Consider the following 26,027-nt stretch of genomic DNA (forward strand, 5'->3'; position numbering starts at 1 on the left):
GCGAAAGACGAGGCGCGAAACATGGGGTGCGAAACGCGAGGCGCAAAAGACACGTCGCAAAAGACACAGCGCGAAGGACACAGCGCGAAGGACACAGCGCCAAAAACACAGCGCCAAAAACACAGCGCGAAATGCGGGCGCGACAGATGAACCGCAAAAACATGCGGCCCAAACACGCTGCCTAAAAACGCCGCCCGAAAACAGGCCCCCAAAAACGCTCCCCCCAACAACGCCCCCACGCCACTCCCCACCGCCAAGCCAGCACCCCCAACCCCAACGTCACCTTCGCCGCGACGTCACCTGACTGTCACAGTCTTTACCTATCGTATGACGTTCGCATTTTTCCGGTGGGCGCCATTCGTTCGGGGCGGGCGCTATCCGCTGGGCGCATCTTTTTTCCGGCCATTGACTCATGAGACGTTCATGGACGCCAACCGGTGTCCTGGCGCTGATCGCATGCCTGGTGTTTGCCGCCTTCACGGCGCGTTGCGCCGAGGCGCAGCAGGCGGCGCGAGACAGTCGAGCGGCGGGTGCAGTGCATTTCGATCTGCCCGCGCAGCCCTTGTCTCAGGCCTTGCAAGCGTTTGCGCACGTCACGGAGCTCGTGGTGCTGGCGCCCGCGCCTTTGCTGGAAGGGCGCACGAGCGCCGCCCTGGCGGGCGACTACGCGCCGCGCGATGCGCTCGAGCAACTGCTCGCGGGCACCGGATTGCGAGCCGAATTCACGGGCCCGGACGAGGCCATCATCGTGGCGCAGCCCGAACCGGCTGCACCTGCGCCGCCGGCCGCGGCGGGCAGCGAGCCCGCCAGTGCCGCGCAGTCCGCGGACGGCATCGGCGGCAACGACGAACAACGCGCCTATGCAGCCATGCTGCAGGCGCGCATGACTGAAGCGCTGTGCGCGCAGCCCGCTGCCGTGCCGGGCAGTTACCGGCTCGTGGCGCAACTGCGTATCGACGACAAGGGGACAGTAGTGGCAGTCAACCTGGTGGCATCGAGCGGCCTGGCCTCGCGCGACGCGGCCATCGTGCGCGCACTGCGCCGCATGAAGCTCGATTCGGCGCCGCCCGCGGGCGTGCCCGAGCCTGTCACGATCCTGTTGCGGCCCGTGGGCAACGGCGTGCACTTTCACTGCCCGCAGCCGGACTCGAACTAGCGCCATGGCCGACAGTACCCGCGTCCAGCTCCGCAAGCTCCTGGCCTCGCGCTACGCGTATCTGGTCAGGCGCCTCGAGCGCGTGACGGGATCGAAAGACGGCGCCGCCGACGCGCTGCACGAAACGTGGCTGCGTCTGGAAAACGCCAACGTCACGACGCAGGTGGCCAACGCGGACGCCTATATCCTCGGCATGGCCAACAACGTGGCCATCGACCAGCATCGGCGCGAGCGCCGGCATCTGCACGACGACGACGTCGAAACCCTGATGGAAGTGCCCGACGAACTCGCGGACCCCGCGCGCATCGTCGAGGCGCGGCGCAAGGTGGAAGCCTTGAAGGACGTGCTGCGCGGTCTCACGCCGCGGCGCCGCGCCATTCTGATCGCGGCGCGCGTGGACGGCCTGCTGAACCGCGAGATCGCCGAGCAGTTCGGCATTTCGCTGCGGCTCGTGGAAAGCGAGTTGAGCGCGGCCCTCAAGTATTGCCTGCAACGCGTCCAGGAAGCGGGCGACGCCTACCCTGGTTCGCGCAGCGGGCCACGTAAATTTTGAGCCTCATCGCAATGACCAAAGCTGAAGCCGATTCCGTCGACCTCGCGCAGCAAGAAGCGCGCGCGTGGCTGCTGCGCCTGCGTTCGGGCCAGGCGGGCCCGGCCGATGCCGCGGCGTTCGGCGAATGGTGCGCCGATCATCCGCAGACGGCTCAGCTGTTGCGCGAGACGTGGGGTTCGCTGCGCACGGCGGCAGCGGAGATCGCGCAGGAAGAGCGGGCGTCGGGCCGTTCGTGGGCCGGCGTGGCGCGCCGCGAACGCGCCGTGCGCACGGGCCGGCGCGCCTTCGTCGGCTTCGCGGTGGCGGCGGGCGCGTCGTGGCTCGCGCTGCGTCCGCCCATGCAGTTGTGGCCGTCGCTGGGCGACATGGCCGCGGACTACTACACGGGCACGGGCGAGCAGCGCCGCGTGGCGCTCTCGGACCGCGTGAGCGTCGAAATGAATACGCAGACGCGGCTCGACGTGCTGCCCACGCGCGTGGCCGCACGCGGCGTGGAACTCGTGGACGGCGAAGCCGAATTCGACGCAGCCGCGCCCGCCGCGGGCCGCGTCGCGCCGCTCCAGCCGGTCACGGTCGTGGCCGGCAAAGGCCGCATGCAGGCGCAGGTGGCGCGCTTCAACGTGCGCCGCACGGGCGCCGAGGTGTGCGTCACGTGCGTGTCGGGCTGGCTCGTGCTCGACCATCCGGTGCAGCGTTCGCGCGGCGACCTCACGCTGCGCGCGGGCGAGCAGGTCACCTACGACGACCGCCACGTGCGGCCCGTCACGCGTACCGACGCTGCCGCCGTCACCGCATGGCGCCGCGGCGTGCTGGTGTTCAACGGCGTGCCGCTTTCCGAGGTGATCGACGAGATCAACCGCTACCGGCCCGGCAAGGTCGTGCTGCGCAATGCGGCGCTGGGCCAGAACCGCATCCAGGCGCAATTCCCCATTACGCGGCTCGACGACGTGCTCGACATGATGGGCCGCCTGTACGGCGCGCGCGTCATGCGGCTGCCGGGCAACATCGTGCTGCTGAGCTGAAGCGAAGCTGCGCGCGCGGTGCGTTCGGCCACGCGCTGCACGACGAAACGCGCTTCGCGCTTTGCGGGTTACCCCCCGTCCCATCCGACCTGATCAATGAGGGCCTGTAGAAAGGCCCCAACGCGTGCACGTGCCTGCGAGCCGGCGCGCGCGCCCTCGCATGGCGGAAGAAGGCAAGGGCACAAGGGGCGCCCGCACGATGCGGGCAGGTTCAACTCAGCGCGAGCGGTGGCGGACATGAAAGTATCGCAACTGCATGACTCTTCTTGCCGGACGCACACCGTTTCCGCGCAGATTCGCGACGCAGCCGTGCGCTGGGTCCTCTGGCTGCGCTCGCGCGAGGCGAACGAGGCCGACCGCGAAGCCTTCCGGCGCTGGCGGATGCAGAGCGAGGCGCATGCGCGCGCGGCGCGCGACATCGTCTGGCTCTGGAAGATGCTCGGCATGCCGGGCCGCGAGGCCACGGACTGGGCCTCGTCGGTTCATTGAGTCATCCGTCTTGTCTTAAGCGTCCGCGGTCGGACGATGGCGCGTGCATGGCGTTTTCTTTTCGTCGCCGGTTGCCGGTTGCCCATGCCGTGGCCGCGCGCAGTCGAACGTTCGTCTGCGGGTTAGCGCCGCTCGCTTCGACCTAGTTTATGTAAGCGATACGCGCGCGCTTCAGCTCGACGCAGGGCCGCCTGAAGTGCTCGCGCGAGCGGCGGACCAGGCTGCGTCGAGCGGGTCGTCGGCGGCGCGATACGGTTCGAGCAGAAAAGGAAAACGTTCGGCGAACAGTGCGGATTCTTGCAAGGCGACGATATGGTTGATCATCCATTGCAGCAGATCGCTTCCCTGCCGGATCTGGGCCGCGCTCCAGGCCGGCATCGTCGAAAAGAGGGCGGCAAAGCCGCTCCAGCGCGAAGGCCGGTCGCTGGCAGCGGGCCGGATGTAGGTGTTCAGGCACACGTTGGTGTTCTCGTCGAGCGCGCCGACGAAGAGCCCCTTCGGCGTGGGCACACCCACCTGCTGCCACTTTTGCGCGAGCGCAAGGGCACGCACCACGCGCGCGAGCACGAAGGCCACGTCCGTTTCGATCCCGATATCCGCCATCGACATCACGCCGTTGCGCTGCATGCAGCGCGCCACCGCATGAGGCCGGATCGTGTTCGACGCGAAGCTGCGCAGCACGAGATCGGGCACGGCGAGGTCGAGCTGGAATTCGCGCAGTCCGTGCTCCGCGCTCATCGTGGAGAAATTCAGGAAGAGGCCTTCGCGTTCGCCCACGGTGCCCACGTACGGTTCGAGCCCGAGCCGCGCGAGCTTCGGCGCGATCTGGCGTTCGAGCAGGCGCATGAGATTGCGCCGGTTGCGCGTGCCGCCGAATTGATCGATGGCGCGCGTGATGACGTCGGCAATTTCCCAGCGGCGTTCTTCGGCGAAGAGGCGCGGGGAGCGGTTCAAATCGAGCTTGGCGCGGCCATGCGCGACACGTGGATCGACAAACATGCCGGGTTCTCGCGGATCCATGGCGGGCGGCGTGCTGCGCCCGCGGAGCAGGCAGGATAGCACGCGTATTTTGGTGCGTCGGATGGGGTGGACGAGGCGAGCGGCCTCGAGGCCGCGCATGCGGGCAGTGACGAAACAGGGGCGGGAGAAGACGTGATACGCACGATCATGGAACGCTTTGTCGAACAGAGCCCGATGGCCGTCATGGCGAGGCTCGTGATGCAGGCCGCGGTGCACGGCGAGTGGATGAGCGACGCGGCCGCAAGCGATGAAGCGCTGCGCGAGCCGCCGGTACACGAATCGGGGCAGACGCGCGAGGCGCTGTTCTCGCTTGCGGTGAAGGCGATGGCCGCCATTCCGGCGCCGTTTCCGTCGCTATCGCCTGTGTTGCATGCGCTGCCTGCGCATCCAGGCGCGGGCTTCGGTGCGGCCGTCACGGCCTTGCACGACAGCGTGAGCCGGCTGCGCAGCGAATGGGGCCGCACGCTCGTGAGGGACTGCGCCGAACTGCTCGCGCCGGCCGCTGCGCCAAGGCGGCGCGAGGCGGCCGCGACGGTAGCGGGATTTCGCGTGCGCGTGCTCGACAGCATGCTCGTCGCGCCAGCCGTTGCCTGCATGGCGCCCGCGGGCGCATGCGGACGCGATACCGCGACTACCGCTGAGGCCAGCACGGCCGCGGCGCTGCGCGCGCTGCCCGTCTACGATCCCGATCTCGCGATGGTGGTGGATCTTCTGCCGTACGAGCGCGGCTTCGTGCATGAGCGCGCGCTAGCCGCGAAGCTCCTGGAATCGGTTCGCCCCGGCGAGTTGTGGATCATGGACGGCCGCTTCGGTGCCAATGCCGTGCTCGCGGGCTGGCCGCGCGGCGGCAGCGCGTTCATCGTGCGCGAGCATGCCTGCATGCCGGTGCCGTGTCGCGAACTCGAGCCGGCGCGCGAGGCGGCGCTGATGGAAGGCGACGCCGTCTGCGAGCAGCGTGTGAGCCTTTCCGACGGCTGCGGGGCCTCGCTCGTGTTTCGGCGCATCGAATGGCGGCGCGGCGCGGTGGGCAACGGCGCGCAAGCTTCCGTTGTCGTGCTGACCAACGTGCCCGCTGCGCAACTCGACGCGGCTCGCGTCGTCGAGTTGTCGTGCCGGTCCTGGAGCGAGACGTTGCCGCTGCCGCTCGATGCCCTCTGCGATGGCGCCATGCTTGCCGCTGTGCCGCCGCGCGCGGCGCTGCTGGCCTCCGGCATTACCGCGCTCGCGTGGAACGCGCTCAGCGCGATGCAGGCCGCGGTGAACGGCGCGCTCGACCTCGACGATCGCGATCTGGGCCGTCTGCCGGCCTACATCGCGGCGGGCGTGGATGCCACGTACGCCGGCATGATGATCGCGTTGCCGCCCGAAAGCTGGGCGCGCTACGACCGGCTCGGCGCGACGGATCTGGGCGAGATCGTGCAGCACCTGGCCGTTCACGTGGACCCGCGCAGCGAGCGCAGAAAACGGCGCGAAAACAAGGTCTCCGCGCGCGCCCAGGCCAGGCTGCGCAACACGACGCTGGACCGGCTGCTGCGCGACGAGGCCGACTTCGACGTGGCCGGACCGCTGAAGCTGCGCACCATCGCCATGGCCACGCGCGACTTCAGCAGCAACCCGTCGAAGGCGCTGCGCGATGCCGGCGAAGCGCTCGTGATGGTGACCAAATACAACCGGCCCATCGCGCTGCTCGTTTCGATCGAAGACTGGAACCGCCTCGTGGGCGAAGTGCGCGAGACGAGCCTCGAACGGCTTTCGCTCGGCTATGCGTCGGCGTTGGCGAACCTCGCTCCTGCCACCATCGCAGTGGGCGAGCCCTCGTTGAATTGAACCGCGGGCGTCAAGCCGGCCCGCTACGCCGCGACGCGGTGCACCCAGATCACCGCGGTCCATGAGAAGTTGCCCACGCCGTAGCGCGCAATCAGCGTGTCGATGCGTGCGTCGAGACGCGCCGAGTGAATCCGGCAATGCACGATGAAGTAGCCGCTGTTCACGCCCACCATCGCGCCGTCGGGCAGCGCGGTGCTGCCCGACGTGGGCGCGAGCGTTTCCGCCACATCGCCCGTGCTCACGAAGTAGGCGGTACCGCGCCGCTCCACGAGCCGGTGCGCCTGGCTGCGCGAGAGCGTGGGAATGGCCGCGACGAGCACCGGTTCGCTCGCGGTGTTCACGTTCACGCTGGTGAGATCGGGCAGCACGGTGAGGACGGGCGTGAGCGCCTCGATAGTCTTGTCGTCGTAGCCGGGAATGCGCGTGAGGTCGTCGACGGAAACGACTTGCAGTGGCCACTCGGCCGAACCGTTCGAGTCGCTCAGCGAGCGCACGAGGTACGCGGCCGTCTGCTGCGCGAGCGCGGGATCGAGCCCGAGTTCGGCCAGCAGACGGCGGTAGGCGAGCACGCCCTCCGCGTTGGGCTGCCACGGCTGGCCGGGCGCGCGCCGCGCGACGAGATTCATCACGTTGAACTTCGCCTGCGCGTCTTCCACGTTGCCCGAGATGGAGGCGTGCGCAAGCTCGCTATTGAGCGTGGCGGCTTCGGGCGGAAGCAGGTCGCCCAGTTGCACGTCGCTTACGGGCGCGGACCACGGCTGCCCCAGGTAGGTCACGTTCGAGGTGGCGCTCTGCGCGCGCAACACCGCGCGCGCCCACTCGACCGCGGCGCGCTCGCTCCACAGCGTTTGCGCCGTGAGACGCTGGTTCTCGACGTCGCGCGTGGCAACCTGTTGACGCCACAGCACGCTCGCGGCGAGCGTGGCCGCCAGCGCGACGACGAGCAGCACCGTGATGATCGCGATGCCGCGCTCGCGACGCGGGGGCTTCAATCGTGCTGCGCGACGGTCGGCATCGGAATCCATGTGCGGGCGCCCACGGTGGTGAAGGAATGCGTCAGGCTTCGAACGCAAGCCACGCATGCACGATGCTCGCATGCGCGGATGACGATATGCCGAACGCCGCCGCCACGCACGCGGCCGGCAGCACGAGCGTGTCGATTCGCGTGCCGGGTGCGGTTTCGACGAGCGGACGAAGCAGCGCATCGCCTGCTCCTGTGGCCCACAGTGCCGCGACGAACAGCACGCAGCACACCGCCATGCTCACCAGAAAGAAGCGCAGTGCGACGGCGCGGCGACTCGTGAACCGCGCGCGGTGATGCAGTTGGTTCACCATGACGATGGCGATGCCGTGGGCAATAGGCACGATCGCCATGGTCGCGGCCCAGAAGAGCGGCTGGTCGCTGTGCGCGTTGATGACGAGCAGCATGCCGACGGCCCAGAACGGCGGCGCAAGCACCGTGAGCACGGCCCACGAAAGCGATTGCCACGCGAGCCACGGCATGCGCCAGCGCAGCGGCAGCCGCGAGTCGTCATGCGAAAGCGACCCGGCCAACCGTGCGCGCGCGTGGACGGAGCGGGCGCAGGCACCCGTGAGCCGCGCCCCAAACCACCGCCAAAACCACCGCCAAAACCACCGCCAAAACCCCGTGGTGATCGACATGAACGTTCTTGCCCTTTTGCTTTTCCCTGTATTGGATAAGACGTTGCAAAGCGCGCTATGCCGCAGGCTATTGCGCTAATGCCTTTATGCGCAATCGCATAACGGTCATGCGACTGTCATTTGGCGTTTCGCGTTTCACGCTATTCGTTGCGCGAAGTGCTGAGTTTTCCCCCTTTTCGCCGTTTCCCACACTGTGAATGGACAGACGCATGCTGCCGGTGCGCGCCTCGGCACCGCTTTTTCAGGCACCGTCAGAAACTTGCATGTCGTGATGAATTATTCGGTTAGCTGTCACAAAAACTTACGATGGAAAGACGAGGATTGATTTCCTCAGTGGATGCGCAAAAGCGGCTTGTACAAAAAAATATGCGGTATTGAGCCGTCCGATGCGTCGAGGAAGATAAGAGTCACGACTTGCCATTCGGTGCGCAGCGATTCGAGGCGAAAGCGCGTTGACCGCGGTTCGCCAAAACGATTTGCGCGCAACCGGATGAAGTCTGGATACCGTAGACCAGCGGCGCGGGCAACCCGCTGCCGCGCATGCGGATAGCAGCCTCGTATGAGGCGCGCCGCGGGGCACGAGAGGCGCGACAAGGGTGAAACAGACCGACGAAGACAAGGCCGCCGATACGCCAGCGCGGGGAACCGATGGCGCGTCGGCAGTCAGCGGTATCGACGAACCGTTCATCCATCTGCGCGACACGGGGCGATTTCTCGACGTGCTCGCCTCGCTCAAGTGCTCGCTCGCGCTAAGCCGCCGGCCCTCGGGCGTGGCGCTGCTCGGCGTGGACAACGGCGTACCGACGCTTTCCGCATGCCTCTTGCCGCGTTCGATGGGCATGACCGTGAGCGGCAATCGCCTCGCCGTGGCGACCATCCACGAGCTGATGATCTTCGCGAACGTGTCGAATCTTGCGCCGCTCTATCCCGCGCGCCCCAACCATTACGACGCCGTGTTCGTGCCGCGCGTGTCCTACTACACGGGCGACCTCGATCTGCACGACATGGTGTTCGACAGGCACATCGTGCTTGCCGTGAACACGCGCTACTCGTGCATCAGCGTGATAGACGGCTACTTCAATTTCACGCCGATCTGGCAGCCGCCGTTCGTCACCGACTTCGGCCCCGACGATCGCTGCCACCTCAACGGCATGGCGTTTCACGACGGCAAGGTGCGCTACGCGACGGCGCTCGGCGAAACCAGCACGCCGTTCGGCTGGCGCAAGCAGATGGCCACGGGCGGCATCGTGATGGAAGTGCCGTCGGGCCGCATCGTTGCGTCGGGATTGTCCATGCCGCATTCGCCGCGGCTGATCGGCGGCCGGCTCTTCGTGCTGGAAGGCGGGCGCGGCCACGTGCTGGAGATCGATGCGGCGAGCGGCGCGAAGCGCGTGGTCGCCGCACTGCCGGGCTTTACGCACGGTCTTGCGGAATACGGCGGCGTGCTGTTCGTCGGGCTTTCGCGGCTGCGCGACAAGCGCGGCCCGCAGGGGCTGCCTATCGAAAGCGAATCGACGTCGCTTGTGGCGGGTGTTGCGGCACTGGATGCCCGCACCGGGGAAGTGCTGGGCACGCTGCAATTCGAAAACGGCGTGGACGAGGTGTTCGACGTGCAGGTGATGCCTAACATCTTGCGCGGCGAAATTCTGAGTCCGTGGCAATGGGCCGAAACGCCTTCCATCGCGACCATGAAGGGCGGCTTCTGGCAGCAGCGTCCGCGCGAAGAAGACGAGCCTGCAAGCTGACGCGCGGCACGCAGCGCGCGGCGAAAAGCGGCGCTGCGAGTCGTGCGACGCAAAAAATATGCGGGATACGTGCGGGCGTTTCGTCATTGTCCTTAGAGACCGATTCTTGTGAAACCGGTTGGCCGGATGTGAGCAGGCGCAACACGTGTGGGGCGAAAGTCACGATGCAAACGACAGACTGGAACGAACGCGATACGAGCGGCGGCGTGCTGTGGCTGACGGGCCTGCCCGGTGCAGGCAAGTCCACGCTCGCGCAGGGCTTGCATCGCGAGTTGCGTAAGCAAGGGGTGCGGTCCGTGGTGCTGGACGGCGACCATCTGCGCAGCGGATTGAATCGCGATCTCGGCTTTTCGTGCCGCGACCGCTTCGAGAACGTGCGGCGCGTGGCCGAGGTGGCAACGCTCCTGGCCGACGCCGGGCTGATCGCCATCGTCGCGCTCGTTTCGCCGCTTGCCGCGATGCGGGCACAGGCGCGGCAGATCGTGGGACAACGCTTTCGCGAGTTGTACGTGAGCGCGCCGCTCGACGTGTGCGAGGCGCGCGACCCGAAGGGGCTGTACGGCAAGGCGCGTGCCGGAGAACTGCCGGAATTCACGGGCGTCTCCGCACCATATGAAACACCTGTCGAAGCGGAGCTGACGTTGGATACCGCCAACATGGACGTCGCGACGTGCGTGAGCAATCTGTTGCACTACGCGCTCGGCGAGTTTGCGGGCGGTGCCGCCGCAACGCACGTCGATATGACGCGTCGCCTCGTTCTGGCATCACGCTAGAAGGAACGCGGATCGTCGTCCATGGTTCGATCATAGCGATAAGGATCACTAAACAAGTATCACGAATCTGAAACATTGCTGTGTTAGCGGGCGGCGCGGCGCAGACCGGAAGGCCGGCCCGGCGCACAGCGATCCAGTTTGACAAAAGGGGAATGGCGCATGCCGCCAACAGTAGACGGGGAACGACTGGAACGGATGCGGCAGGGCAGGCGACAACGCCTTGCGGGCGTCGCGCTGGCGGGCGGCTTGAGCTTCGCCTGCGGGGCGCGTGCCGCCGACGCCGCGCCGGCGCAGCAGCCGGCCACCGCCGCACCGCAAACCTTCGACGTGAACGAGTTCATTGTGCGCGGAAACACCACACTGTCCAGCCTCGATATCGAGAAGGCCGTGTACCCGTTCGAAGGACCGGGGCGCACGCTCGCGGACGTCAACGGCGCGCGCGAGTCGCTGCAGAAGGTCTATCAGGACAAGGGCTATCAGTCCGTGGTGGTGGAGCTGCCGCAGCAGCAGGTGAAGAACGGCGTGATCGTGCTGCAGGTGGTGGAAGCGAAGGTGGGGCGCCTGCGCGTGGAAGGTGCGCAATACAGTTCGCCGCAGAACATTCGCGACGCCGTGCCCGCACTCGCCGAAGGCACAGTGCCCGACTTCACGCAGGCGCAGCAGCAACTGGCGGACCTCAACCGTTCGCAGGACCGCCAGGTGATTCCGGTGCTCAAGCCCGGCGCGCTGCCGCAGACGCTGGACGTGGATCTGAAAGTGGACGACCACAGCCCGCTGCACGGCAACTTCGACCTCAACAACGACAACAGCCCGGGCACCTCGCTGTTGCGCACGAGCGCAACGCTCAGCTATTCGAATCTCTGGCAGCTTGGGCACGTGATTTCGGGTACCTATCTATTGGCGCCGCAGCATCCCGACGACGCTCGTGTCTATTCGTTCTCGTATCTCGCACCGTTCAGGGACTCGCACTGGAGCCTGCTTGCCACCGTGCTGCATTCGGACAGCAACGTGGCGTCCGTGGGCGGCACGAACGTGCTCGGCAAAGGCACCACGTTCGGCCTCACCGCGATCTACACGCTGCCCTCCACGGACACTTACGCGCAGTCCGCGAGCGTGGAGATCGACCGCAAGCACTACGACGAGAACGTGAGCCTGGCAGGTCAGGGCGCGTCGAGCGCGCCGCTCACCTATGTGCCGGTCACGTTCTCGTACAACGGGCAGCTTGCGCTGAAGCAGTCGCAAACGGCGTTTTCCGCGTCGCTCACCACCAACATTCGCGGCGTGGGCAGCGACTGGAACGCGTGGGACAACAAGCGCTACAACGCGACGCCCGACTTCGTCTACGGCAAGTTCGACGTCAATCACACGCAGCGCTTTGCCAACGACATGCAGGCGAACGCGCACGTCAGCGCGCAGCTTTCGAACTCGCCGCTCGTGTCGAGCGAGCAGTTCGCGGCGGGCGGCATGAACAGCGTGCGCGGCTACATGCAGGCGGAAGACACGGCGGACAGCGGCGTGATCGGCTCGCTCGAATTGAGAAGCCCGTCCCTTGCGAAGTACGTAGGCAGCAACGTCAACGAGTGGCGTTTCCATGCGTTCGTCGATGCCGCGCATCTCTGGCTGCTGAGCCCGCTGCCCGAGCAGACCTCGAGCTTCAACCTGCTCAGCATCGGCTTCGGCACGCGCGTGCAGATCTTCAAGTATGCAAGCGCGGATTTCGAGGCCGGCTGGCCGCTCAAAGCGGGCGTCTATACGCGGCAGTACAGCCCGCGCTTCGATTTCTACGTGCGTGTGGGGTTCTGATGAACACGGCCCGCATGCACCACCTTGACCGGTTTCCATCTGTCGTGCCGGCCGTTGCGGCCGGCTTATCGGGGAGCAAGACTGTGAAGCGAGCGTTATTTCTCTTTCTGTCGGCCGTGACCGTGCTGCTCGGTTGCGTGCCGGGCGTGGCCAACGCGTGGTGGCAGAACGACTGGTCGTATCGCAAGGCCATCACCATCGATACGAGCCCGAAGGGCGTGAACGTATCGGAGTCCGCAGGACGCATGCCGCTTCTGATCCGGCTGCATTCGGGCAACTTCCAGTTCGACGGATTGCAGGACAGCGGCGCCGACATCCGCTTCGTCGCGGCTGACGACAAGACGCCGCTCAACTACCAGATCGAGCAATACGACCCCGTGCTCGGCGTGGCGCTCGTCTGGATCGACGTGCCGCAGATGCCGGCCGGTGCCGCGCAGTCCATCTGGATGTACTACGGCAACAAGAAGGCGCCGGACGGCAGCAAGCCCGCGGAAACGTTCGACCCCGACTACACGCTCGTCTACCACTTCAACGGCGCGTCGGGCACGCCGCCGAAAGATGCCACGGCCTACGCGAACAACGCGCAGAACGCGCCGTTCAAGACCATCGAAGACGGCGTGATCGGCAAGGGTGCGCAGTTCGACGGCAGCACGCCGTTGAACCTGCCGGCGAGTCCGTCGCTGAACGTGAGCGCGGGCGGCAGCTTCACGTTCAGCGTGTGGGCGAAGCCCGCGGCCCTTGCGCCGAACACGCTGCTCTACAGCCGTCGCGACGGCGCCAACGCGCTCCTGATCGGGCTCGACAACGGCGTGCCGTTTGCCGAGGTGGCGAGCGGCGCGGCGCCCGTGCGCGTGGCCGCTACCACGCCCGTGGCCGCGGCCCAATGGACGCATGTGGCCGTCACCGCGGACGGCAAGAACCTCACGCTCTATGTGAACGGCAAGCAGGCCGCGCAGGCGGCGGCCACGTTGCCCGCGCTCGCGGGTGCCGCGGCCGTAGGCGGCGATGTGGCCGGCGCGCCGGCCGGCTTCGCGGGCTTCAACGGCGCGCTGGACGAACTGCGTCTTTCGAAGATCGCGCGTTCGCCCACGCTCATCTCGCTCGATGCCTTGTCGCAGGGCTCCGAATCGAAGCTCGTGGGGTACGGTGCCGACGAAAAGCAGTCGGGCTTCGGCTTTGGCTACTTCGGCATCATCGTGCAGTCCGTGACGGTGGACGCGTGGGTCGTCATCGGCATCCTGCTCGGCATGGCGGTTATTTCATGGGTCGTGATGTGGACGAAGGCCGGTTACGTGGGCACCGTGGACCGCGCGAACAACTACTTCGTGCAGCGTTTTCGCGAAGTGGCGGGGCGTCACCTCACGGGCCTCGCGCACGTGGACGAAGCCACCGACGAAGGGCGGCGCCTGCGGCAGTCGTCGCTGTACCGGCTCTACAAGGCCGGCGTGCAGGAAATTCATAGCCGCGTCGATGAAACCGGCCGCACGGTGATTACGAGCGAATCGATCGAAGCCATTCGCGCCTCGATGGACGCCACGCTCGTGCGCGAAAACCAGCGTCTTTCGAAGTCGATGGTGCTGCTCACCATCGCCATTTCGGGCGGCCCGTTCCTCGGTCTGCTCGGCACCGTGGTGGGCGTGATGATCACGTTCGCCGCAATCGCCGCGGCGGGCGACGTCAACGTGAACGCCATCGCGCCGGGTATCGCCGCAGCGCTGCTCGCCACCGTGACGGGCCTCTTCGTCGCGATTCCCGCGCTCTTCGGCTACAACTACCTGCTCATTCGCAACAAGAACGTGACCGCGAACATGCAGGTGTTCGTCGACGAATTCGTCACGCGCCTCGCCGAAGCGCATCGCAGCCACCGCGACCACGCGGTGCTGGCCGCCTGAACGCGACGGGGAGAACGCCATGCAGGTTCAGGACGACGACAAGCCCTACGACGACATCAACATCACGCCGATGCTCGATCTGGCGTATGTGCTGCTCATCATCTTCATCATCATGACGACCGCTTCGGTGCAGGGCATTCGCGTCGATCTGCCGAAGGCGAGTTCGTCCACGAGCCTCGCGAAGCCGAAGACAAAAGCGATCACGGTGTCCGACTCGGGGCAGATCTTTCTCGACGCGTATCCCGTCACGATGGACGAACTGGAAAGCCGTCTGCGCACGGAGAAAGCGACCAATCCAGACGTGCCCATCGTGCTCAAGGGCGACGCCACCGTGCAGTACCAGCGCGTGATGGACGTGCTCGATCTGCTGCGGCGTCTCGATCTTTCGCAGGTCGGCCTCGTCACGGGCAAGGCGAAGCAGGGCGGCTAGGAACGCGCAATGGAAACCACCTACAACGGCGGCGCGAGCGGCAACGGTCCGGGCCGCTTCATCAAGCCGGTGCTGATCGCGCTCGTGCTGCTGGGCGTGGCCGCGCTCGTCTGGCATTTCGCCAGCGATACGGCCGGCGTGAAGCGCGCGACCGCGCCGCAGGTGACCACGGTCATTCCGCTGCCGCCGCCTCCGCCCCCGCCGCCGAAACAGAAGCCGCCGCCCGAGAAGATCAAGGACGAGGTGAAAACGCCCGTCGATCGTCCTACGGTTGCGCCGAAACCGGCCGAAGCGCCGAAACCTTCGGATAACCAACCCAGGCAGATGACGATGAACGCACCGGCTCAGGCTGGCACGGACAGCTTCAACATCGGCGCGGGCGACGGCTCCGGCATGGTGGGCAGCGGCGGCGGAGGGCGCTTCGGCAACGCGAGCTACAACACCTACATGGTCTACGTGCTGCAACGCGCGATCGAGCAGGACAAGGGCGTGCAGGAAGCGGGCGGCAGCCGTTTCACGGGCAGCCTGAATTTGTGGATGGAGCCGAGCGGCCGCATCACGAAGGTGACGATCGCGCAGTCCACGGGCGACGCGAAGATCGACGCGGCCGTGGTCGCGGCCATCGAAGCGCTCGGCAAGGTGGACGAGCCCCCGCCGCCCTCGACGACGTGGCCGGTGCTCGTGAAGCTGCAGGGACGCAAGCCGGCCTAGCGCGGGCCGGAACGAAAGAGCGGCGACAGAAGACGACATACGCAAACGACATACGCAGCGACATACTCAGCGACATACGCAGCGACATACGCAACGACATACGGCAATCGAAAGCGCAGGCCCGTCGCGAAGACGGTGCCAGGCAAACAACAGGTATGTGGAGAGCTTTGATGATTCGCATGAACAAGATTCGGGGTAGCGGATGGAGCGGCGGCGGTATGCCCATGCGGCGTTCGCGCATGAGCGCCGCGCTCTTCACGCTGGGCATGACGTGTGCCGCGGGCGCTCACGCGCAGTCGCTCGAAACGCAGGCCGCGCAAGGCGCCGCGGCGCCCACCGAGAACACGGTGATCAACCTCATCAACCTGCTCGTGAAGCGCGGGGTACTCACGCAGCAGAACGCCAACGACCTCATCAGCGAGGCACGTTCCGAGGCTGCGCAGGCACGCGCCGCAAACGCCGCGCGTGCGCCCGCAGCAGCCGTCGTGAACGCACCCACGCAACCGGGCGACGTAGCCGTGCCCTACGTGCCGCAGGTGGTGCGCAACCAGATTCGCGACGAGGTGAAGCAGGAAGTCATGGCCCAGGCGAAGGCCGAAAACTGGGCGCAACCGAACGCGCTGCCGGACTGGATCTCGCGCATCAAGCTGGACGGCGACCTGCGCGTGCGCGACGAGTACCACTTCTACGGCAGCCGTAACGCGAACAACGTGACGAACTTCGCGGCCATCAACCAGGCCGGCGGCTTCGACATCAATCCGAACACGAACACCACGCAGTTGCCCACGCAGAACACCACGCAGAACCGCAACAACCTGGAGCGCTACCGCGCGCGGCTCGGCGTGACGGCGCTGCTCTCCGAGCAGCTCACGGCGGGCCTGCAACTCGCGAGCGGCAACGACAACGGCCCCGTGTCCACCACGGCCACCGCGGGCGGCGGCTTCGGCAAGAAGAACATCTGGCTCAACAAGGTCTACTTCGCCTATACGCCCACGCCGTGGGCCAACGTGATCGCCGGCCGCTTCGACAATCCGTTCTTCGCTTCAGATCTGCTGTTCTCGAACGACCTCGAGATGGACGGCATCGCGTCGAACTTCCATTACGCGCTGCCTGCGAACCAGGACGTGATGCTGTTCGGCACACTGGGCGTGTTCCCGATCCAGTACACGGCCGAGAACTTCCCGTCGAACAGCACGAGCAAGGTGGGCAGCGATACGAAGTGGATGTTCGGCGCGCAGTTCGGCGCGGACTGGAAGATCAACGCGCAGAACCGCTTGAAGGGCGCCATTGCCTACTACGACTTCCAGAACATGCGCGGCACGCTGTCTTCGCCGTGCGCGCTGTATCTGGGCGCGACGAGCTGCAGCACGGACAACGAAGCACCGACCTTCATGCAGGGCGGCAACTCGCTCATCGCGCTGCGCAACATCGTGCAGAACCCGAACCTCTCGCCGGGGCTCACGCCGCAGCCGCAGGTGTTCGGCCTCGCCTACAACTATCGCCTCTTCGACATCAAGGCGCAGTGGGATACGGTCATCGCAGACCGCTTCAAGCTGCGGCTCGACGGCGAATTCGTGCGCAACCTGGCCTACGACGAGAACAAGGCCTTCGGCGCGGCCTCGCTGCCCGTGAACAACTACGAGGCGACCACGGTGAATGCGTCGCGCTCGGACTACCGCAGCGGCCCGAACGGCTTCCTCGCGAAGGCCACCATCGGCGAGCCGGAACCGAAGACGAAGGGCCAGTGGAATTTCTCCGTGGCGTACAAGTACCTGCAACCGGACGCCACGCTCGACGCCTTCACCGACCCCGACTTCCACCTGGGCGGCACCAACGCGCGCGGCTACATTCTGGCCGCCGCGTACGCCGTGGCGCGCGACACGTGGTTCACCGCGCGCTACCTGAGCGCGAAGGAAGTGTATGGGCCGCCGGTGTCCATCGACGTGCTTCAACTCGAACTCAACGCGCGGTTCTGATGGAGCGAAGCATGAAACGAACTCGTCACGCGATGATCGCGGTGGGCCTGGCCGGCGGGCTGATTCTCGCCGCGACCGGCGCCGGCGCGCAGAGCATCGAAGACAAACTACGCAGCCAGTTGCGCGCCACCACGCAGGAACTGCGTCAGCTTCAGGACAACCAGACGCAGTTGCAGGCCGACAAGACCGCCGCGGAGCAGCAGCGCGACCAGGCGCTGGCGCAGGTCAAAGACTTGCAGGGGCAGCTGGCTGCGGCGAAGGGGCAGTCGAGCGCCGAAGTAGAGGCACGGCGCGCGCTGGCGGAAGAACGCGCAAGCCATACGCGCGACACGCAACAACTCGCGAAGTACAAGACCTCCTACGAAGATCTGCTCGCCGTCACGAAAACCCGCGACGCGCAGCGCACGCAATTGCAGAACGATGTGAAGACACGTGACACGCAACTGCAAACATGCGAAGCCAAAAATGCGGACCTGTACCGCGTGGGCCACGAGATTCTGGAAGCCTACGAGCACGTCGGCCTCGGCACGTTTCTCTCGTCGCGGCAGCCGTTCGCGGAGTCGGCGCGCGTGAAGTACGACGACATCGCGCAGCGCTACGGCGACGCGCTCTATGCGGGCAAATACGACCCGGCGGCGCGTCCGTCGGCGGCATCGGCGCCTGCCGGCGCGCAATGAACGACGATGGCCCGCGATCGCCCGCGGGGCACGCCGATACGAGGCAACCCATGAAAAAGGAAGACCACATGGACAACGACAGCACAAACGCGAACGCGGCCGTCTCGAACGAGGAATGGATCGAGGCTGTGGGCATCGAGCAACTCGCGCAGGTGTTTCGCGCCGCCGGCTATCGCGTGACGGCCGCGGAGCAGAACGGCGCGGTGCAATTGATGAGCGCGAGCCAGGGCGTGGGCTTCGCGGTGCGCTTCGGCAACGTGGCGGCCGGGTTCACGGCGCCGGAGGCGTCCGCGCAAACGGGCGCAGACGCGCTGCGTTATCTCGACTACACGTTGAGCTGCGTGCTTCAGGTGCAAGGCGAATTGCCCGCGGACCTCGTCGCCAGCTGGAACCGCACGAAGCGTTTCGCGCGGCTCGCGAATCACGGGCCCTTTCTCGCGCTCGAACTGGACGTGGTGGTGGCGGGCGGCGTGAGCGGCCGTTACCTGCGCTCCACCATCGAGCTATGGGACAGGCTGATCCAGGAGTTTCTGCTCCATCTTCGCAATCGTCCCGCGATGGCCGCGCAAGAGGCCGCGGCCCGCCAGGACCCGGCGGACGCGGCGAAGGGGGACGCGGCGGTGACGCAGCCGGCCGCCGGTGACAAGGCCACGTTGCAATGACGGCGTGGGCGCGCATCGCTGCAATGGGTGCGATGCTGCGCGCGCTGTTCACGGGCAGCGCGCGCAGCACGAAGAGCGACCGGCTTATCGCCGTTCACGAGGCTCCCGCGGACTGGATGGAATACGCGGGCCGCGTGAGCGAACGCGTGCGTGCGGCACTGGATGATTCCGCCGAAGCCGCGCTGCGTTTTCGCGACGCGTGGGCCGCGCAACGCAGTGCGTCGAACGCGCATGCCGAGGCGCGCGACGAACGCTTGCGGCTGAAGATATGGATCGAGAAGCGCGGGAGCATCGAGCGCGTCGAAGTGGCAGCGGCGTGCGAGTCGTCCCTCGAGGCAGCGCTGCGCACGGCGCTCGTCGCAACGTGCATGGGTGCGCCGCCGCCGCACGGCATGAGGCAGCCCATCGTGATGCAGCTGAATGCGAGCGTAGCGGATTCGGCGCCGCACAGATAAGACAGGCAAGAGGCGGCATACGGGCCGGCGCACGGTTGTGACGCGACGGCGGTGTGCCAACGTTCCGGAAACAGCAGTCGGGTAGTCGCAGGAGAAGGCGTGAAGAAACTCGCAATGCTTGCAGCAATGGTTCTGTTCGGCACGCCGCTGGTCGTGCTCGCCGGCAACGACGTGGTGGCGAATGCGGCGCAGGCGTCCGTCACGCAGGACGATATCGAAACGCTCGTGAAGTCGCTGAGCCCCGAAGGGCGCACGCGCCTTGCCGCCGACCCCGCGGCAATGGATCGTCTTGTGCATTCCACGCTCGAACAGAAGGCCGTGCTGGCCGAAGCGAAGGCCAAGGGCTGGGACACGCAACCGCAGGTGCAGGCCGCAATCGAGGCCGCGCGTCGTGAGGTGATCGTGCGCACGTATCTGGCGTCCGTGAATGCGCCGCCGTCCGACTATCCGTCGGATGCCGATCTGGAGGCGGCCTATAACGAACACCAGAACGCGTTTGCCGTGCCGCGCGCGCTGCATCTCGCGCAGATCTACATCGCCGTGCCGCCGAATGCGGATCAGGCCACGCTCGACAAGGCCGGCAAGCAGGCCGCCCATCTGGCGGAGCTTGCAAGAAGCGGCGCTAAAGCGGGCACAAGCGGTGGCACAAAGAACAACGACTTCGCCTCGCTCGCGAAGGCCAACTCGCAGGACAAGGCGAGTGCGGACCGCGGCGGCGACATGGGCTTCGTGCCCGAGACGATGCTGCTGCCCGCCGTGCGCGATGCCGCGAATGCACTGACGCCGGGTCAGGTTTCGGCGCCGGTTCGCACGCAAACGGGCTTTCACGTGCTGAAGCTGATCGATACGCGGCCGGCCGGCGTGCGTCCGTTCGCCGAAGTGAAGGAGCAGCTCCGAACGTTGCTGCGCGCCCAGCGCACGCAGCAAAACGTGCAGGCGTATCTCACGAAGCTCGCCGGCAACGCACCCATCAACGAAGACGCGCTGAAGAAGGCGCTCGCAGCGGTGCAATAGAGGCGCGCGCATATGGCACTTCCGATCGCGTCCCCGGCTCAGGTATCAACGCAGGTATCGACACAGGCATCGGCGGACAGGCTCCAGTCAGGCAACGGCGCTGAACGCGCGCGATCCGGCGAGCCGGGCGCATGGCGCATGCCCGATGGCGCCGCTCTCGTGCGCTGCCCGCTGTGCCGAGGCGCGCTAAGCCACGTGCCCGACATGCCGGAGCACGTGCGCCACAAGAGCGCTCGTCGGGCCGCGCAATGCGTGCTGAGCACCGCACGTTATCAACCGGACGAACTGGTCGTGAACGGGTCGCGTAACGCGGTGATCTCGGCCATGAACCGGCGCCGTTTTCTGGAAGACTGGGCGCGCCACTACCTCGCGATGCAGGCGACGTGGCCCTCGCTTGTCATCGCGCGATTCGTCACGGTGCTCGCGTGCGCGGACGTGCTGGACCTCTGGTCTTACGCCGAACTGCGCGAAGCGGACGTGCCGGCCGTATTGCTCGTGCTCGCGGGTTTCATGCGCGTGCCCGACGAGGACGCGTTCGCGCCGCCACGCGTCAGAGGACTCGTGAGCGATGAAGCGCGCTGGGTGCGCTTCTGGTTCGGCGCGAACGTGCGCGAGGCCGCGGATCTATGGAAGCCGCAGGACACGCCGGCCGCGCTGTTTCGCGTGGACTATCGCGACGCGAAGTCCACGCCGTTTCCCACCGGCAATGAGGTGCTGGCCTGCACGCGCGTAGGCGACGCGAGCGACCTCTGGCACCGGCAGCCTGCCACGTCGATGCTTTCGGTAACCGCGGACGAGCGGCGTGCCGTCGCGCAGTACGTCGCGCGCTCGCGCGAATATCGGTTGGAATGAAGGGATGGAATGAAGGGCGAAATGATGGGCGCGTTGCACGGGTTGCGACAGGAGAGAACGAGATGAAGAAGTGGCAGCGGACGGCGGCGATGCTCGTATGTGGCGCACTCAGTGCTTCTGCCTACGCCCAGAGCGGCCAGCGGAAGGCGGACGCTTCAGGCGCGGCCGCTGCCGAAGCGACGTCGGGCACGAAACCCGTTTGTGTGGATGCCGAAATAAATGGGCAGCGTGCGCCGTCCATCGATTGTCTGAATGCGCAATTGCGGCCGAAGCCGAGCGCGGCCGATGCGGCGCAGGGTGCATCGCCCACGGCTGCCGAGGTCAATGCGAAAGGCCCATCGAACCGCGTGGGGACGTTCAATCTTTCCACCGAACGCAACCGCTTCGGTTCGAACTGGGGTAAGTCGGTTACGCCGCAACGGCCGGCCGCGCCCGTCAACGTGCCGCCGAAATGAATGTTCGCGGCGAAGCCTCATTCATGGCGACGAGGAAAGCGCTGGCGCAATCGCGTGGCGCCCTGGCGGCGCGACGACGTGCGTGGGCCATCACCGTGCTCGTGTTCCTCTTTGCGGCAAGCGCGACGTGTGCCGCGGACGACGGCGCTCCCAGCGGACTCGCCCCGCGCGAGGTCCGCACGGCGCTTGCCATGCCCAACTTCGCCACGCTCGTCAAACGCTATGGTCCGGCCGTGGTCAACATCAGCGTGACGCGCGAGGTGACGCAAATGGGCATCCAGTTGCCGCCCGGCATCAGCCCCGGCAATCCGCTTGCACCGTTTCTCGCGCGGCGCGTGATCGGCAATCGCGAAGAGGTGAGTCTGGGTTCGGGGTTCATCGTGAGCGCGGACGGCGTCATTCTCACGAACCGCCACGTGGTGGGCGATGCCGCCACCGTGGACGTGAAGCTCACGGACAAGCGCGAGTTCAAGGGCAAGGTCGTCGGCAGCGACCCGCTTTCGGACGTGGCCGTGGTGCGTATCGACGCGCGCAATCTGCCCGCCGTCGTGACCGGCGACCCCGCGAAGATCGACGTGGGCGACTGGGTCATGGCCATCGGTTCGCCGTACGGGTTCGCGAACACGGTCACGCAAGGCATTGTCAGCGCGAAGTCGCGCTCGCTGCCGGGCGAAAGCTACATTCCGTTCATTCAGACCGACGTGCCGATCAACCCCGGCAATTCGGGCGGCCCGCTCTTCGATCTGAACGGTCGCGTCGTAGCCATCAATTCGATGATCTATTCGAAGACGGGCGGCTACCAGGGGCTCGCGTTCGCCATTCCGATCGACGTGGCGCTCGACGTGAAAGACCAGTTGCTCAAGACCGGCAAGGTGACGCGCGGGCGCCTGGGGGTGGCGGTGCAGGAGGTGAGCCAGGCGCTGGCGCGCTCGTTCGGGCTTGCGACGCCGGACGGCGCGCTGATCAGTGCCGTCGAGGCCGGCGGTCCCGCGGCGCAGGCCGGATTGCAGGCGGGCGACGTGGTGCTCGCCGTGAACGGCAGCAGCGTGGCGGATTCGGCGGACCTGCTCGGCACGATCGCGAAGATCAAGCCGGGGCAGCAGGCCGATCTGCTCGTGTGGCGCGCGGGCAAGGGCAGCCACATGCCGGTGACGGTGGGCGCGCTCGACAGCGCCGTGGCCGCGACGACCGGCGAGGCCGATGCCGCGCCGCTGGGGCTCGCGCTGCGCGCATTGAACGTGCGCGAGCAGCGGCAACTGGGCGTCGATCATGGGCTCCTGATCGAAGCGGCCAACGGTCAGGCCGCGCGAGCGGGCCTGCGCAGCGGCGACGTGGTGCTCTCCGTGAACGGTACGCCGGTGACGAGCATCGGCGCGCTGGCTGACGAGGTGCATGGCGCGCATGGGCCCGTTGCGTTGCTTGTTCAACGCGGCGGCACGCGGCTGTATCTGCCGGTCGATCCGGGTTGAGTGCGGCGGCATGCGCGGCGCGAGGCATGAAATGAAACGGCGGGAGGAGGGCGTGGCCATGAAACGGCAGCGAAGGGCCGTGTGGCGGCAGTGCGTCTGGGCGCTGGTCGTGGCCTCGTGCACGTGGCTGGGGCAGACGTGCGCATGGGCGCAGACGGCGGATGTGCCGGCAGCGTCGTCGATTCCGCCGTCGTGGATGCGTTACGCCCAGCTTGCGAGCACGCAGTTCCAGACCTCGCTCGAAGCGGACAACGACGCGTCGGCGCAACTGCATCAGTACCTCGAAGACCGCGTCGTGAACGCGACCGCCGATGCGCCGCCGCCGGCCATCGTGGTGCGCGCATGGATCGGCGAGCGCGGCGCTGTGAGCCGGATCCAGTTCGAGTCGCTCGGCGACGAACGGGCGGATGCCGCGTTGCGCGATTTGCTGATGGCGCATCCGTTGCCGGAACCGCCACCGCCCGACATGCTGCAACCGCTGCGCGTGAGGCTGCGGCTCGTGGCGAATCCCGAAGCGGCACGAGGGGCTTCGAGTGCCGCCCGGTGACGGCAGCGAGTGGGCGGGGTAACAAGCAAGATAAGCAGCAAGATACCCAGCGGAGTACCCGGCGCCCCGGCCCCTCAGCGATAGCGCCTTGCGGCCAGCCAGCGCCGCAGATCGATAGCGTCCTGAAAATGCGCCTGGGGCGTCGGGTCGCCGAGCAGCACGATCAGCATCATGTGCCCATGCACGGGCGTCGTGACGATCAGGCAATGCCCCGCTTCGTTCGTAAAGCCCGTCTTTTGCAGCGCGACGTGCCATGCGTCGTTACGCACGAGCGGATCCGTGTTGCGATACATCAGCGGTCCCGCGCCACCCAGCACGAGCTTCTGGTGCGACGTCGAATAGAGGCGAATCTGCGGGTAGCCGTACGCGGCGCGCGCGAGTCGCGTCAGGTCGCGCGCGGTCGTCGCCGTGCAACGGCGTGTCGCCGGGCAGCATCGTGCCCGCCAGTGCTCCCGGCGGAATCGGGCAAAATACCGGCCATTCTGGGATGCGGAGACCGGCCCGTGGGAATTAACTTCGATTTGACGGACCTGCAGGCGTTTCGCGCCGTGGTCGAGTTGGGCAGCTTCCGCAAAGCGGCCGAGGCGGTGAGCATTTCGCAGCCGGCCTTGAGTCGGCGCATCGACAAGCTGGAGGAAGCGCTCGGCGTGCGTCTCATCGAGCGCACCACGCGCAGCGTCACGCTCACCACCGTGGGCCGCGTGTTTGCGCGTAGCGCCGAACAGCTGCTCGACGATCTCGACGTCGCGCTGCTCGGCATCCGCGACGTCTCGTCGAGCCGCCTGGGTCATGTGACCATCGCATGCGTGCCTTCGGTGGCTTACTACTTTCTGCCTAACGTCATCGCGCACTATCATCGGCGCTTTCCGCGCATCCGGGTCAAGCTGCTCGACTCGAGCGCGAACGAGGTACTGGGCGCGGTGATCAGCGGCGAGGCCGACTTCGGCGTGAGCTTCATGGGCAGCCAGGAGTCCGAGATCGAGTTCAAGCTGCTGCTGCAGGAGCGCTTCGTTGTCGCCTGCCGCCGCGATCATCCGCTTGCGCGCAAGAAGCGCGTGACGTGGAACGAGCTTTACGAGCACGAGTACGTGTCGGTGGACAAGACCTCGGGTAACCGCCTGTTGCTGGACCAGGCGCTCTCCGCCGTGGCGCCGCGTGTGCCGAGCGTGTGCGAGACGCGGCACGTCACCACCATGCTCGGCCTCGTCGAGGCGGGGCTCGGGGTGGCCGCGGTGCCGTCCATGGCCATGCCCGGCCAGGAGCATCCGGTTCTCACGAGTGTGCCGCTCGTCGAGCCCGTCGTGAAACGCCGCGTGGGCATCGTGAAGCGGCGCGGACGGCCGCTCACGCCGGCCGCCGAGGAGTTTCACCGGGCCATCATCGAAGCGAAGCGCGGCGGCTTCGCCCGCAGCAATGCATCGACATGACAACATGAGGACGACAAGGAAGACCACAGGGAAGGCCGTATCGTGAGGTTGGCAAGACCGCTGCGTTCGCTCTACGTGCAGGTGCTGCTCGCCATGGTGCTGGGCGTGACGCTCGGCCACTTCTGGCCGTCGGCCGGCGCCATGTTGAAGCCTCTCAGCGACGCGTTCGTCGGCCTCGTGCGCATGATGATCGCGCCTATCGTGTTTTGCACGATCGTTCCCGGCATCACGTCGCTCGCGAACGGGAAGACGATCGGGCGCACCATCGTGCGGGCGCTGGTGCTCTTCTATCTTCTGACCGCAGCCGGGCTTGCGTTCGGCCTCGTCACCGCACTCGTGTTGCGGCCCGGCGCCGGTATGCACATCGACGTGCATCACCTGGATTCGAGCATCCTTGCCCCATACACGAAACACGCACAGCCGCACGGGCTCGTGGCGTTCGCGCTGGGCGTGATTCCGGACACGACGTTCTCCGCCTTCGAGAAGGGCGAGGTGCTGCCGGTGCTGCTGCTCTCGCTGCTTTTCGGCTTCTCGCTGAATGCGAATCCGCGCGCGGGGAAGCCCGTGCTGGCACTGATCGAGAGCCTCGCCGGGATCGTGTTTCGCATCCTCGCGATGATCATGCGGCTCGCGCCGCTCGGCGCATTCGGCGCGATGGCGTTCACCGTGGGCCGCTTCGGCATCGGCTCGGTCGGTTCGCTCGCGATGTTGATGGCTTCCTTCTATGCGGCATGCGGGCTCTTCGTCGCGCTGGTGCTCGCGCCGCTTGCGCGGCTGCACGGCTTCGCGCTGTGGCGCCTGCTACGCTACCTGCGCGAGGAACTGCTCATCGTGCTCGCGACGTCGTCCACGGAGCCGGTGTTGCCGCGCCTCATCGTCAAGCTGGAGGCGCTGGGCTGCGACAAAGGCGTCGTGGGGCTCGTGCTGCCCGCGGGTTATTCGTTCAACCTGGACGGCACCGCGATCTATCTGACGCTCGCTTCGCTCTTCATCGCGCAGGCGTGCGACGTGCCGCTTTCCGCGCAGCAGATCGCGACGATGCTCGCCGTCATGCTGCTGACGTCGAAGGGGGCTGCCGGCGTGTCGGGCAGCGGGCTGGTGGCGCTCGTCGCCACGCTCGTCGTGATGCCCGATCTGCCTGTTGCGGGCGTGGCGCTTCTGGTGGGCATCGATCGCTTCATGTCCGAAGCACGCGCCCTCACGAGCGTGATCAGCAACGCCTGCGCGGTGATCTTCGTGTCGTCGTGGGAAGGGGCGTGCGATCGTCCGCATCTGGCGCGGATGCTCAGCGTGGCGGAGCCTCGCGAGGCTGGTGAGCCCGGCGAAACGGAAGGCGCCGACCGTGCCGGTCACGCCGCAAGAAAAAACCGCGACGACGGGAAGGCGGCCTGAGGCAAGCCTTCCCGCGGT

At 66.7% G+C, this 26,027-nt stretch carries 26 protein-coding genes; 22 read left to right on the top strand and 4 right to left on the bottom strand.

Features of this window, described 5'->3' with window-relative positions; translation table 11 throughout:
* Positions 1–412 precede the first annotated feature (412 nt).
* From U0042_RS09840 to U0042_RS09855, 4 genes are all read left to right on the top strand, one after another.
* Positions 413–1,156, top strand: coding sequence for a secretin and TonB N-terminal domain-containing protein (locus tag U0042_RS09840; protein ID WP_114814908.1), 744 nt, complete (start codon positions 413–415; stop codon positions 1,154–1,156).
* A gap of 4 nt (positions 1,157–1,160) precedes the next feature.
* A complete protein-coding gene (locus U0042_RS09845; RefSeq protein WP_114814909.1) occupies positions 1,161–1,709 on the top strand; it encodes an RNA polymerase sigma factor in 549 nt (182 codons plus the stop codon).
* 11 nt (positions 1,710–1,720) lie between these two features.
* A complete protein-coding gene (locus U0042_RS09850) occupies positions 1,721–2,731 on the top strand; it encodes a FecR family protein (protein WP_114814910.1) in 1,011 nt (336 codons plus the stop codon).
* A 237-nt stretch (positions 2,732–2,968) separates the two neighbouring features.
* Positions 2,969–3,220: a FecR/PupR family sigma factor regulator gene (locus U0042_RS09855; RefSeq protein WP_114814961.1), complete on the top strand. Its 252-nt coding sequence runs from the start codon at positions 2,969–2,971 to the stop codon at positions 3,218–3,220.
* A 171-nt stretch (positions 3,221–3,391) separates the two neighbouring features.
* On the opposite strand, the gene U0042_RS09860 is transcribed toward U0042_RS09855, so the two are convergent.
* Positions 3,392–4,219, bottom strand: a complete 828-nt coding sequence (locus U0042_RS09860) for a hypothetical protein (protein ID WP_114814911.1) — start codon at positions 4,217–4,219, stop codon at positions 3,392–3,394.
* A gap of 153 nt (positions 4,220–4,372) precedes the next feature.
* On the opposite strand from U0042_RS09860, the gene U0042_RS09865 reads away from it, so the two are divergent.
* On the top strand, positions 4,373–6,067 hold the full coding sequence (locus U0042_RS09865; protein ID WP_232833599.1) for a type II toxin-antitoxin system Phd/YefM family antitoxin: 1,695 nt from the start codon (positions 4,373–4,375) through the stop codon (positions 6,065–6,067).
* Between the two features lie 23 nt (positions 6,068–6,090).
* Here the strand turns inward: U0042_RS09865 and gspK are convergent, their stop codons facing one another.
* Entirely contained in the window at positions 6,091–7,092 is a 1,002-nt protein-coding gene (gspK, locus tag U0042_RS09870; RefSeq protein WP_114814912.1) for a type II secretion system minor pseudopilin GspK, read from the bottom strand.
* 31 nt (positions 7,093–7,123) lie between these two features.
* On the bottom strand, positions 7,124–7,621 hold the full coding sequence (locus tag U0042_RS09875; RefSeq protein WP_232833600.1) for a hypothetical protein: 498 nt from the start codon (positions 7,619–7,621) through the stop codon (positions 7,124–7,126).
* A 704-nt stretch (positions 7,622–8,325) separates the two neighbouring features.
* Here U0042_RS09875 and U0042_RS09880 point away from each other — a divergent pair.
* The 15 genes from U0042_RS09880 to U0042_RS09950 all read left to right on the top strand — a co-directional run bounded on the left by U0042_RS09880 (position 8,326) and on the right by U0042_RS09950 (position 23,190).
* Positions 8,326–9,474 carry a TIGR03032 family protein gene (locus tag U0042_RS09880; RefSeq protein WP_114814914.1) on the top strand — a complete coding sequence of 383 codons (1,149 nt, stop codon included), beginning with the start codon at positions 8,326–8,328 and terminating at the stop codon, positions 9,472–9,474.
* A gap of 164 nt (positions 9,475–9,638) precedes the next feature.
* The gene (cysC, locus tag U0042_RS09885; protein WP_114814915.1) at positions 9,639–10,247 is read left to right on the top strand and encodes an adenylyl-sulfate kinase; all 609 of its coding nucleotides are present in this window, start codon (positions 9,639–9,641) and stop codon (positions 10,245–10,247) included.
* Between the two features lie 159 nt (positions 10,248–10,406).
* Positions 10,407–12,050 (top strand): ShlB/FhaC/HecB family hemolysin secretion/activation protein, encoded by a 1,644-nt coding sequence (locus U0042_RS09890; RefSeq protein ID WP_232833601.1) that lies wholly within the window; start codon positions 10,407–10,409, stop codon positions 12,048–12,050.
* 83 nt (positions 12,051–12,133) lie between these two features.
* On the top strand, positions 12,134–13,942 hold the full coding sequence (locus tag U0042_RS09895) for a DUF2341 domain-containing protein (protein WP_114814963.1): 1,809 nt from the start codon (positions 12,134–12,136) through the stop codon (positions 13,940–13,942).
* A gap of 19 nt (positions 13,943–13,961) precedes the next feature.
* Positions 13,962–14,372, top strand: coding sequence for an ExbD/TolR family protein (locus tag U0042_RS09900; protein WP_042300407.1), 411 nt, complete (start codon positions 13,962–13,964; stop codon positions 14,370–14,372).
* Positions 14,373–14,381: 9 nt separating this feature from the next.
* A complete protein-coding gene (locus U0042_RS09905; RefSeq protein WP_114814917.1) occupies positions 14,382–15,083 on the top strand; it encodes an energy transducer TonB family protein in 702 nt (233 codons plus the stop codon).
* Between the two features lie 170 nt (positions 15,084–15,253).
* Positions 15,254–17,059 carry a putative porin gene (locus U0042_RS09910; protein WP_114814918.1) on the top strand — a complete coding sequence of 602 codons (1,806 nt, stop codon included), beginning with the start codon at positions 15,254–15,256 and terminating at the stop codon, positions 17,057–17,059.
* Between the two features lie 11 nt (positions 17,060–17,070).
* Positions 17,071–17,736, top strand: coding sequence for a hypothetical protein (locus tag U0042_RS09915; RefSeq protein WP_232833602.1), 666 nt, complete (start codon positions 17,071–17,073; stop codon positions 17,734–17,736).
* Positions 17,737–17,804: 68 nt separating this feature from the next.
* Entirely contained in the window at positions 17,805–18,398 is a 594-nt protein-coding gene (locus U0042_RS09920) for a YbjN domain-containing protein (protein ID WP_232833605.1), read from the top strand.
* Positions 18,395–18,853 (top strand): hypothetical protein, encoded by a 459-nt coding sequence (locus U0042_RS09925; protein WP_114814921.1) that lies wholly within the window; start codon positions 18,395–18,397, stop codon positions 18,851–18,853. Before U0042_RS09920 ends, U0042_RS09925 begins: the two co-directional genes overlap by 4 nt.
* 126 nt (positions 18,854–18,979) lie before the next feature.
* The gene (locus U0042_RS09930; RefSeq protein WP_114814922.1) at positions 18,980–19,867 is read left to right on the top strand and encodes a peptidylprolyl isomerase; all 888 of its coding nucleotides are present in this window, start codon (positions 18,980–18,982) and stop codon (positions 19,865–19,867) included.
* A 12-nt stretch (positions 19,868–19,879) separates the two neighbouring features.
* A complete protein-coding gene (locus tag U0042_RS09935; RefSeq protein WP_157977911.1) occupies positions 19,880–20,719 on the top strand; it encodes a hypothetical protein in 840 nt (279 codons plus the stop codon).
* A 62-nt stretch (positions 20,720–20,781) separates the two neighbouring features.
* The gene (locus U0042_RS09940) at positions 20,782–21,174 is read left to right on the top strand and encodes a hypothetical protein (protein ID WP_114814924.1); all 393 of its coding nucleotides are present in this window, start codon (positions 20,782–20,784) and stop codon (positions 21,172–21,174) included.
* Positions 21,171–22,643, top strand: a complete 1,473-nt coding sequence (locus U0042_RS09945) for a Do family serine endopeptidase (RefSeq protein ID WP_419150506.1) — start codon at positions 21,171–21,173, stop codon at positions 22,641–22,643. Before U0042_RS09940 ends, U0042_RS09945 begins: the two co-directional genes overlap by 4 nt.
* A gap of 58 nt (positions 22,644–22,701) precedes the next feature.
* Positions 22,702–23,190, top strand: a complete 489-nt coding sequence (locus U0042_RS09950) for a YbaB/EbfC family DNA-binding protein (protein ID WP_232833604.1) — start codon at positions 22,702–22,704, stop codon at positions 23,188–23,190.
* A gap of 74 nt (positions 23,191–23,264) precedes the next feature.
* Here U0042_RS09950 and U0042_RS09955 read toward each other — a convergent pair whose 3' ends face one another.
* On the bottom strand, positions 23,265–23,792 hold the full coding sequence (locus U0042_RS09955) for a hypothetical protein (protein WP_114814964.1): 528 nt from the start codon (positions 23,790–23,792) through the stop codon (positions 23,265–23,267).
* Between U0042_RS09955 and U0042_RS09960 the strand changes: the two genes are divergently transcribed.
* Both U0042_RS09960 and dctA read left to right on the top strand, forming a co-directional pair.
* Positions 23,694–24,617 carry a LysR family transcriptional regulator gene (locus tag U0042_RS09960; protein ID WP_114814927.1) on the top strand — a complete coding sequence of 308 codons (924 nt, stop codon included), beginning with the start codon at positions 23,694–23,696 and terminating at the stop codon, positions 24,615–24,617. The two genes, U0042_RS09955 and U0042_RS09960, sit on opposite strands and share 99 nt — an antisense overlap.
* Before the next feature lie 42 nt (positions 24,618–24,659).
* On the top strand, positions 24,660–26,009 hold the full coding sequence (gene dctA, locus U0042_RS09965; RefSeq protein ID WP_114814928.1) for a C4-dicarboxylate transporter DctA: 1,350 nt from the start codon (positions 24,660–24,662) through the stop codon (positions 26,007–26,009).
* The last annotated feature ends 18 nt before the right edge of the window (positions 26,010–26,027 follow it).

The organism is Paraburkholderia kururiensis, from assembly GCF_034424375.1.
In the GTDB taxonomy this organism is placed as follows: domain Bacteria; phylum Pseudomonadota; class Gammaproteobacteria; order Burkholderiales; family Burkholderiaceae; genus Paraburkholderia; species Paraburkholderia kururiensis_A.

Coding starts and splice junctions, on each gene's coding strand:
- U0042_RS09840 (WP_114814908.1), top strand. CDS start 413: ATGAGACGTTCATGGACGCCAACCGGTGTCCTGGCGCTGATCGCATGC.
- U0042_RS09845 (WP_114814909.1), top strand. CDS start 1,161: ATGGCCGACAGTACCCGCGTCCAGCTCCGCAAGCTCCTGGCCTCGCGC.
- U0042_RS09850 (WP_114814910.1), top strand. CDS start 1,721: ATGACCAAAGCTGAAGCCGATTCCGTCGACCTCGCGCAGCAAGAAGCG.
- U0042_RS09855 (WP_114814961.1), top strand. CDS start 2,969: ATGAAAGTATCGCAACTGCATGACTCTTCTTGCCGGACGCACACCGTT.
- U0042_RS09860 (WP_114814911.1), bottom strand. CDS start 4,219: ATGTTTGTCGATCCACGTGTCGCGCATGGCCGCGCCAAGCTCGATTTG.
- gspK (WP_114814912.1), bottom strand. CDS start 7,092: ATGGATTCCGATGCCGACCGTCGCGCAGCACGATTGAAGCCCCCGCGT.
- cysC (WP_114814915.1), top strand. CDS start 9,639: ATGCAAACGACAGACTGGAACGAACGCGATACGAGCGGCGGCGTGCTG.
- U0042_RS09890 (WP_232833601.1), top strand. CDS start 10,407: ATGCCGCCAACAGTAGACGGGGAACGACTGGAACGGATGCGGCAGGGC.
- U0042_RS09900 (WP_042300407.1), top strand. CDS start 13,962: ATGCAGGTTCAGGACGACGACAAGCCCTACGACGACATCAACATCACG.
- U0042_RS09905 (WP_114814917.1), top strand. CDS start 14,382: ATGGAAACCACCTACAACGGCGGCGCGAGCGGCAACGGTCCGGGCCGC.
- U0042_RS09910 (WP_114814918.1), top strand. CDS start 15,254: ATGATTCGCATGAACAAGATTCGGGGTAGCGGATGGAGCGGCGGCGGT.
- U0042_RS09915 (WP_232833602.1), top strand. CDS start 17,071: ATGAAACGAACTCGTCACGCGATGATCGCGGTGGGCCTGGCCGGCGGG.
- U0042_RS09920 (WP_232833605.1), top strand. CDS start 17,805: ATGGACAACGACAGCACAAACGCGAACGCGGCCGTCTCGAACGAGGAA.
- U0042_RS09925 (WP_114814921.1), top strand. CDS start 18,395: ATGACGGCGTGGGCGCGCATCGCTGCAATGGGTGCGATGCTGCGCGCG.
- U0042_RS09930 (WP_114814922.1), top strand. CDS start 18,980: ATGGTTCTGTTCGGCACGCCGCTGGTCGTGCTCGCCGGCAACGACGTG.
- U0042_RS09935 (WP_157977911.1), top strand. CDS start 19,880: ATGGCACTTCCGATCGCGTCCCCGGCTCAGGTATCAACGCAGGTATCG.
- U0042_RS09940 (WP_114814924.1), top strand. CDS start 20,782: ATGAAGAAGTGGCAGCGGACGGCGGCGATGCTCGTATGTGGCGCACTC.
- U0042_RS09945 (WP_419150506.1), top strand. CDS start 21,171: ATGAATGTTCGCGGCGAAGCCTCATTCATGGCGACGAGGAAAGCGCTG.
- U0042_RS09950 (WP_232833604.1), top strand. CDS start 22,702: ATGAAACGGCAGCGAAGGGCCGTGTGGCGGCAGTGCGTCTGGGCGCTG.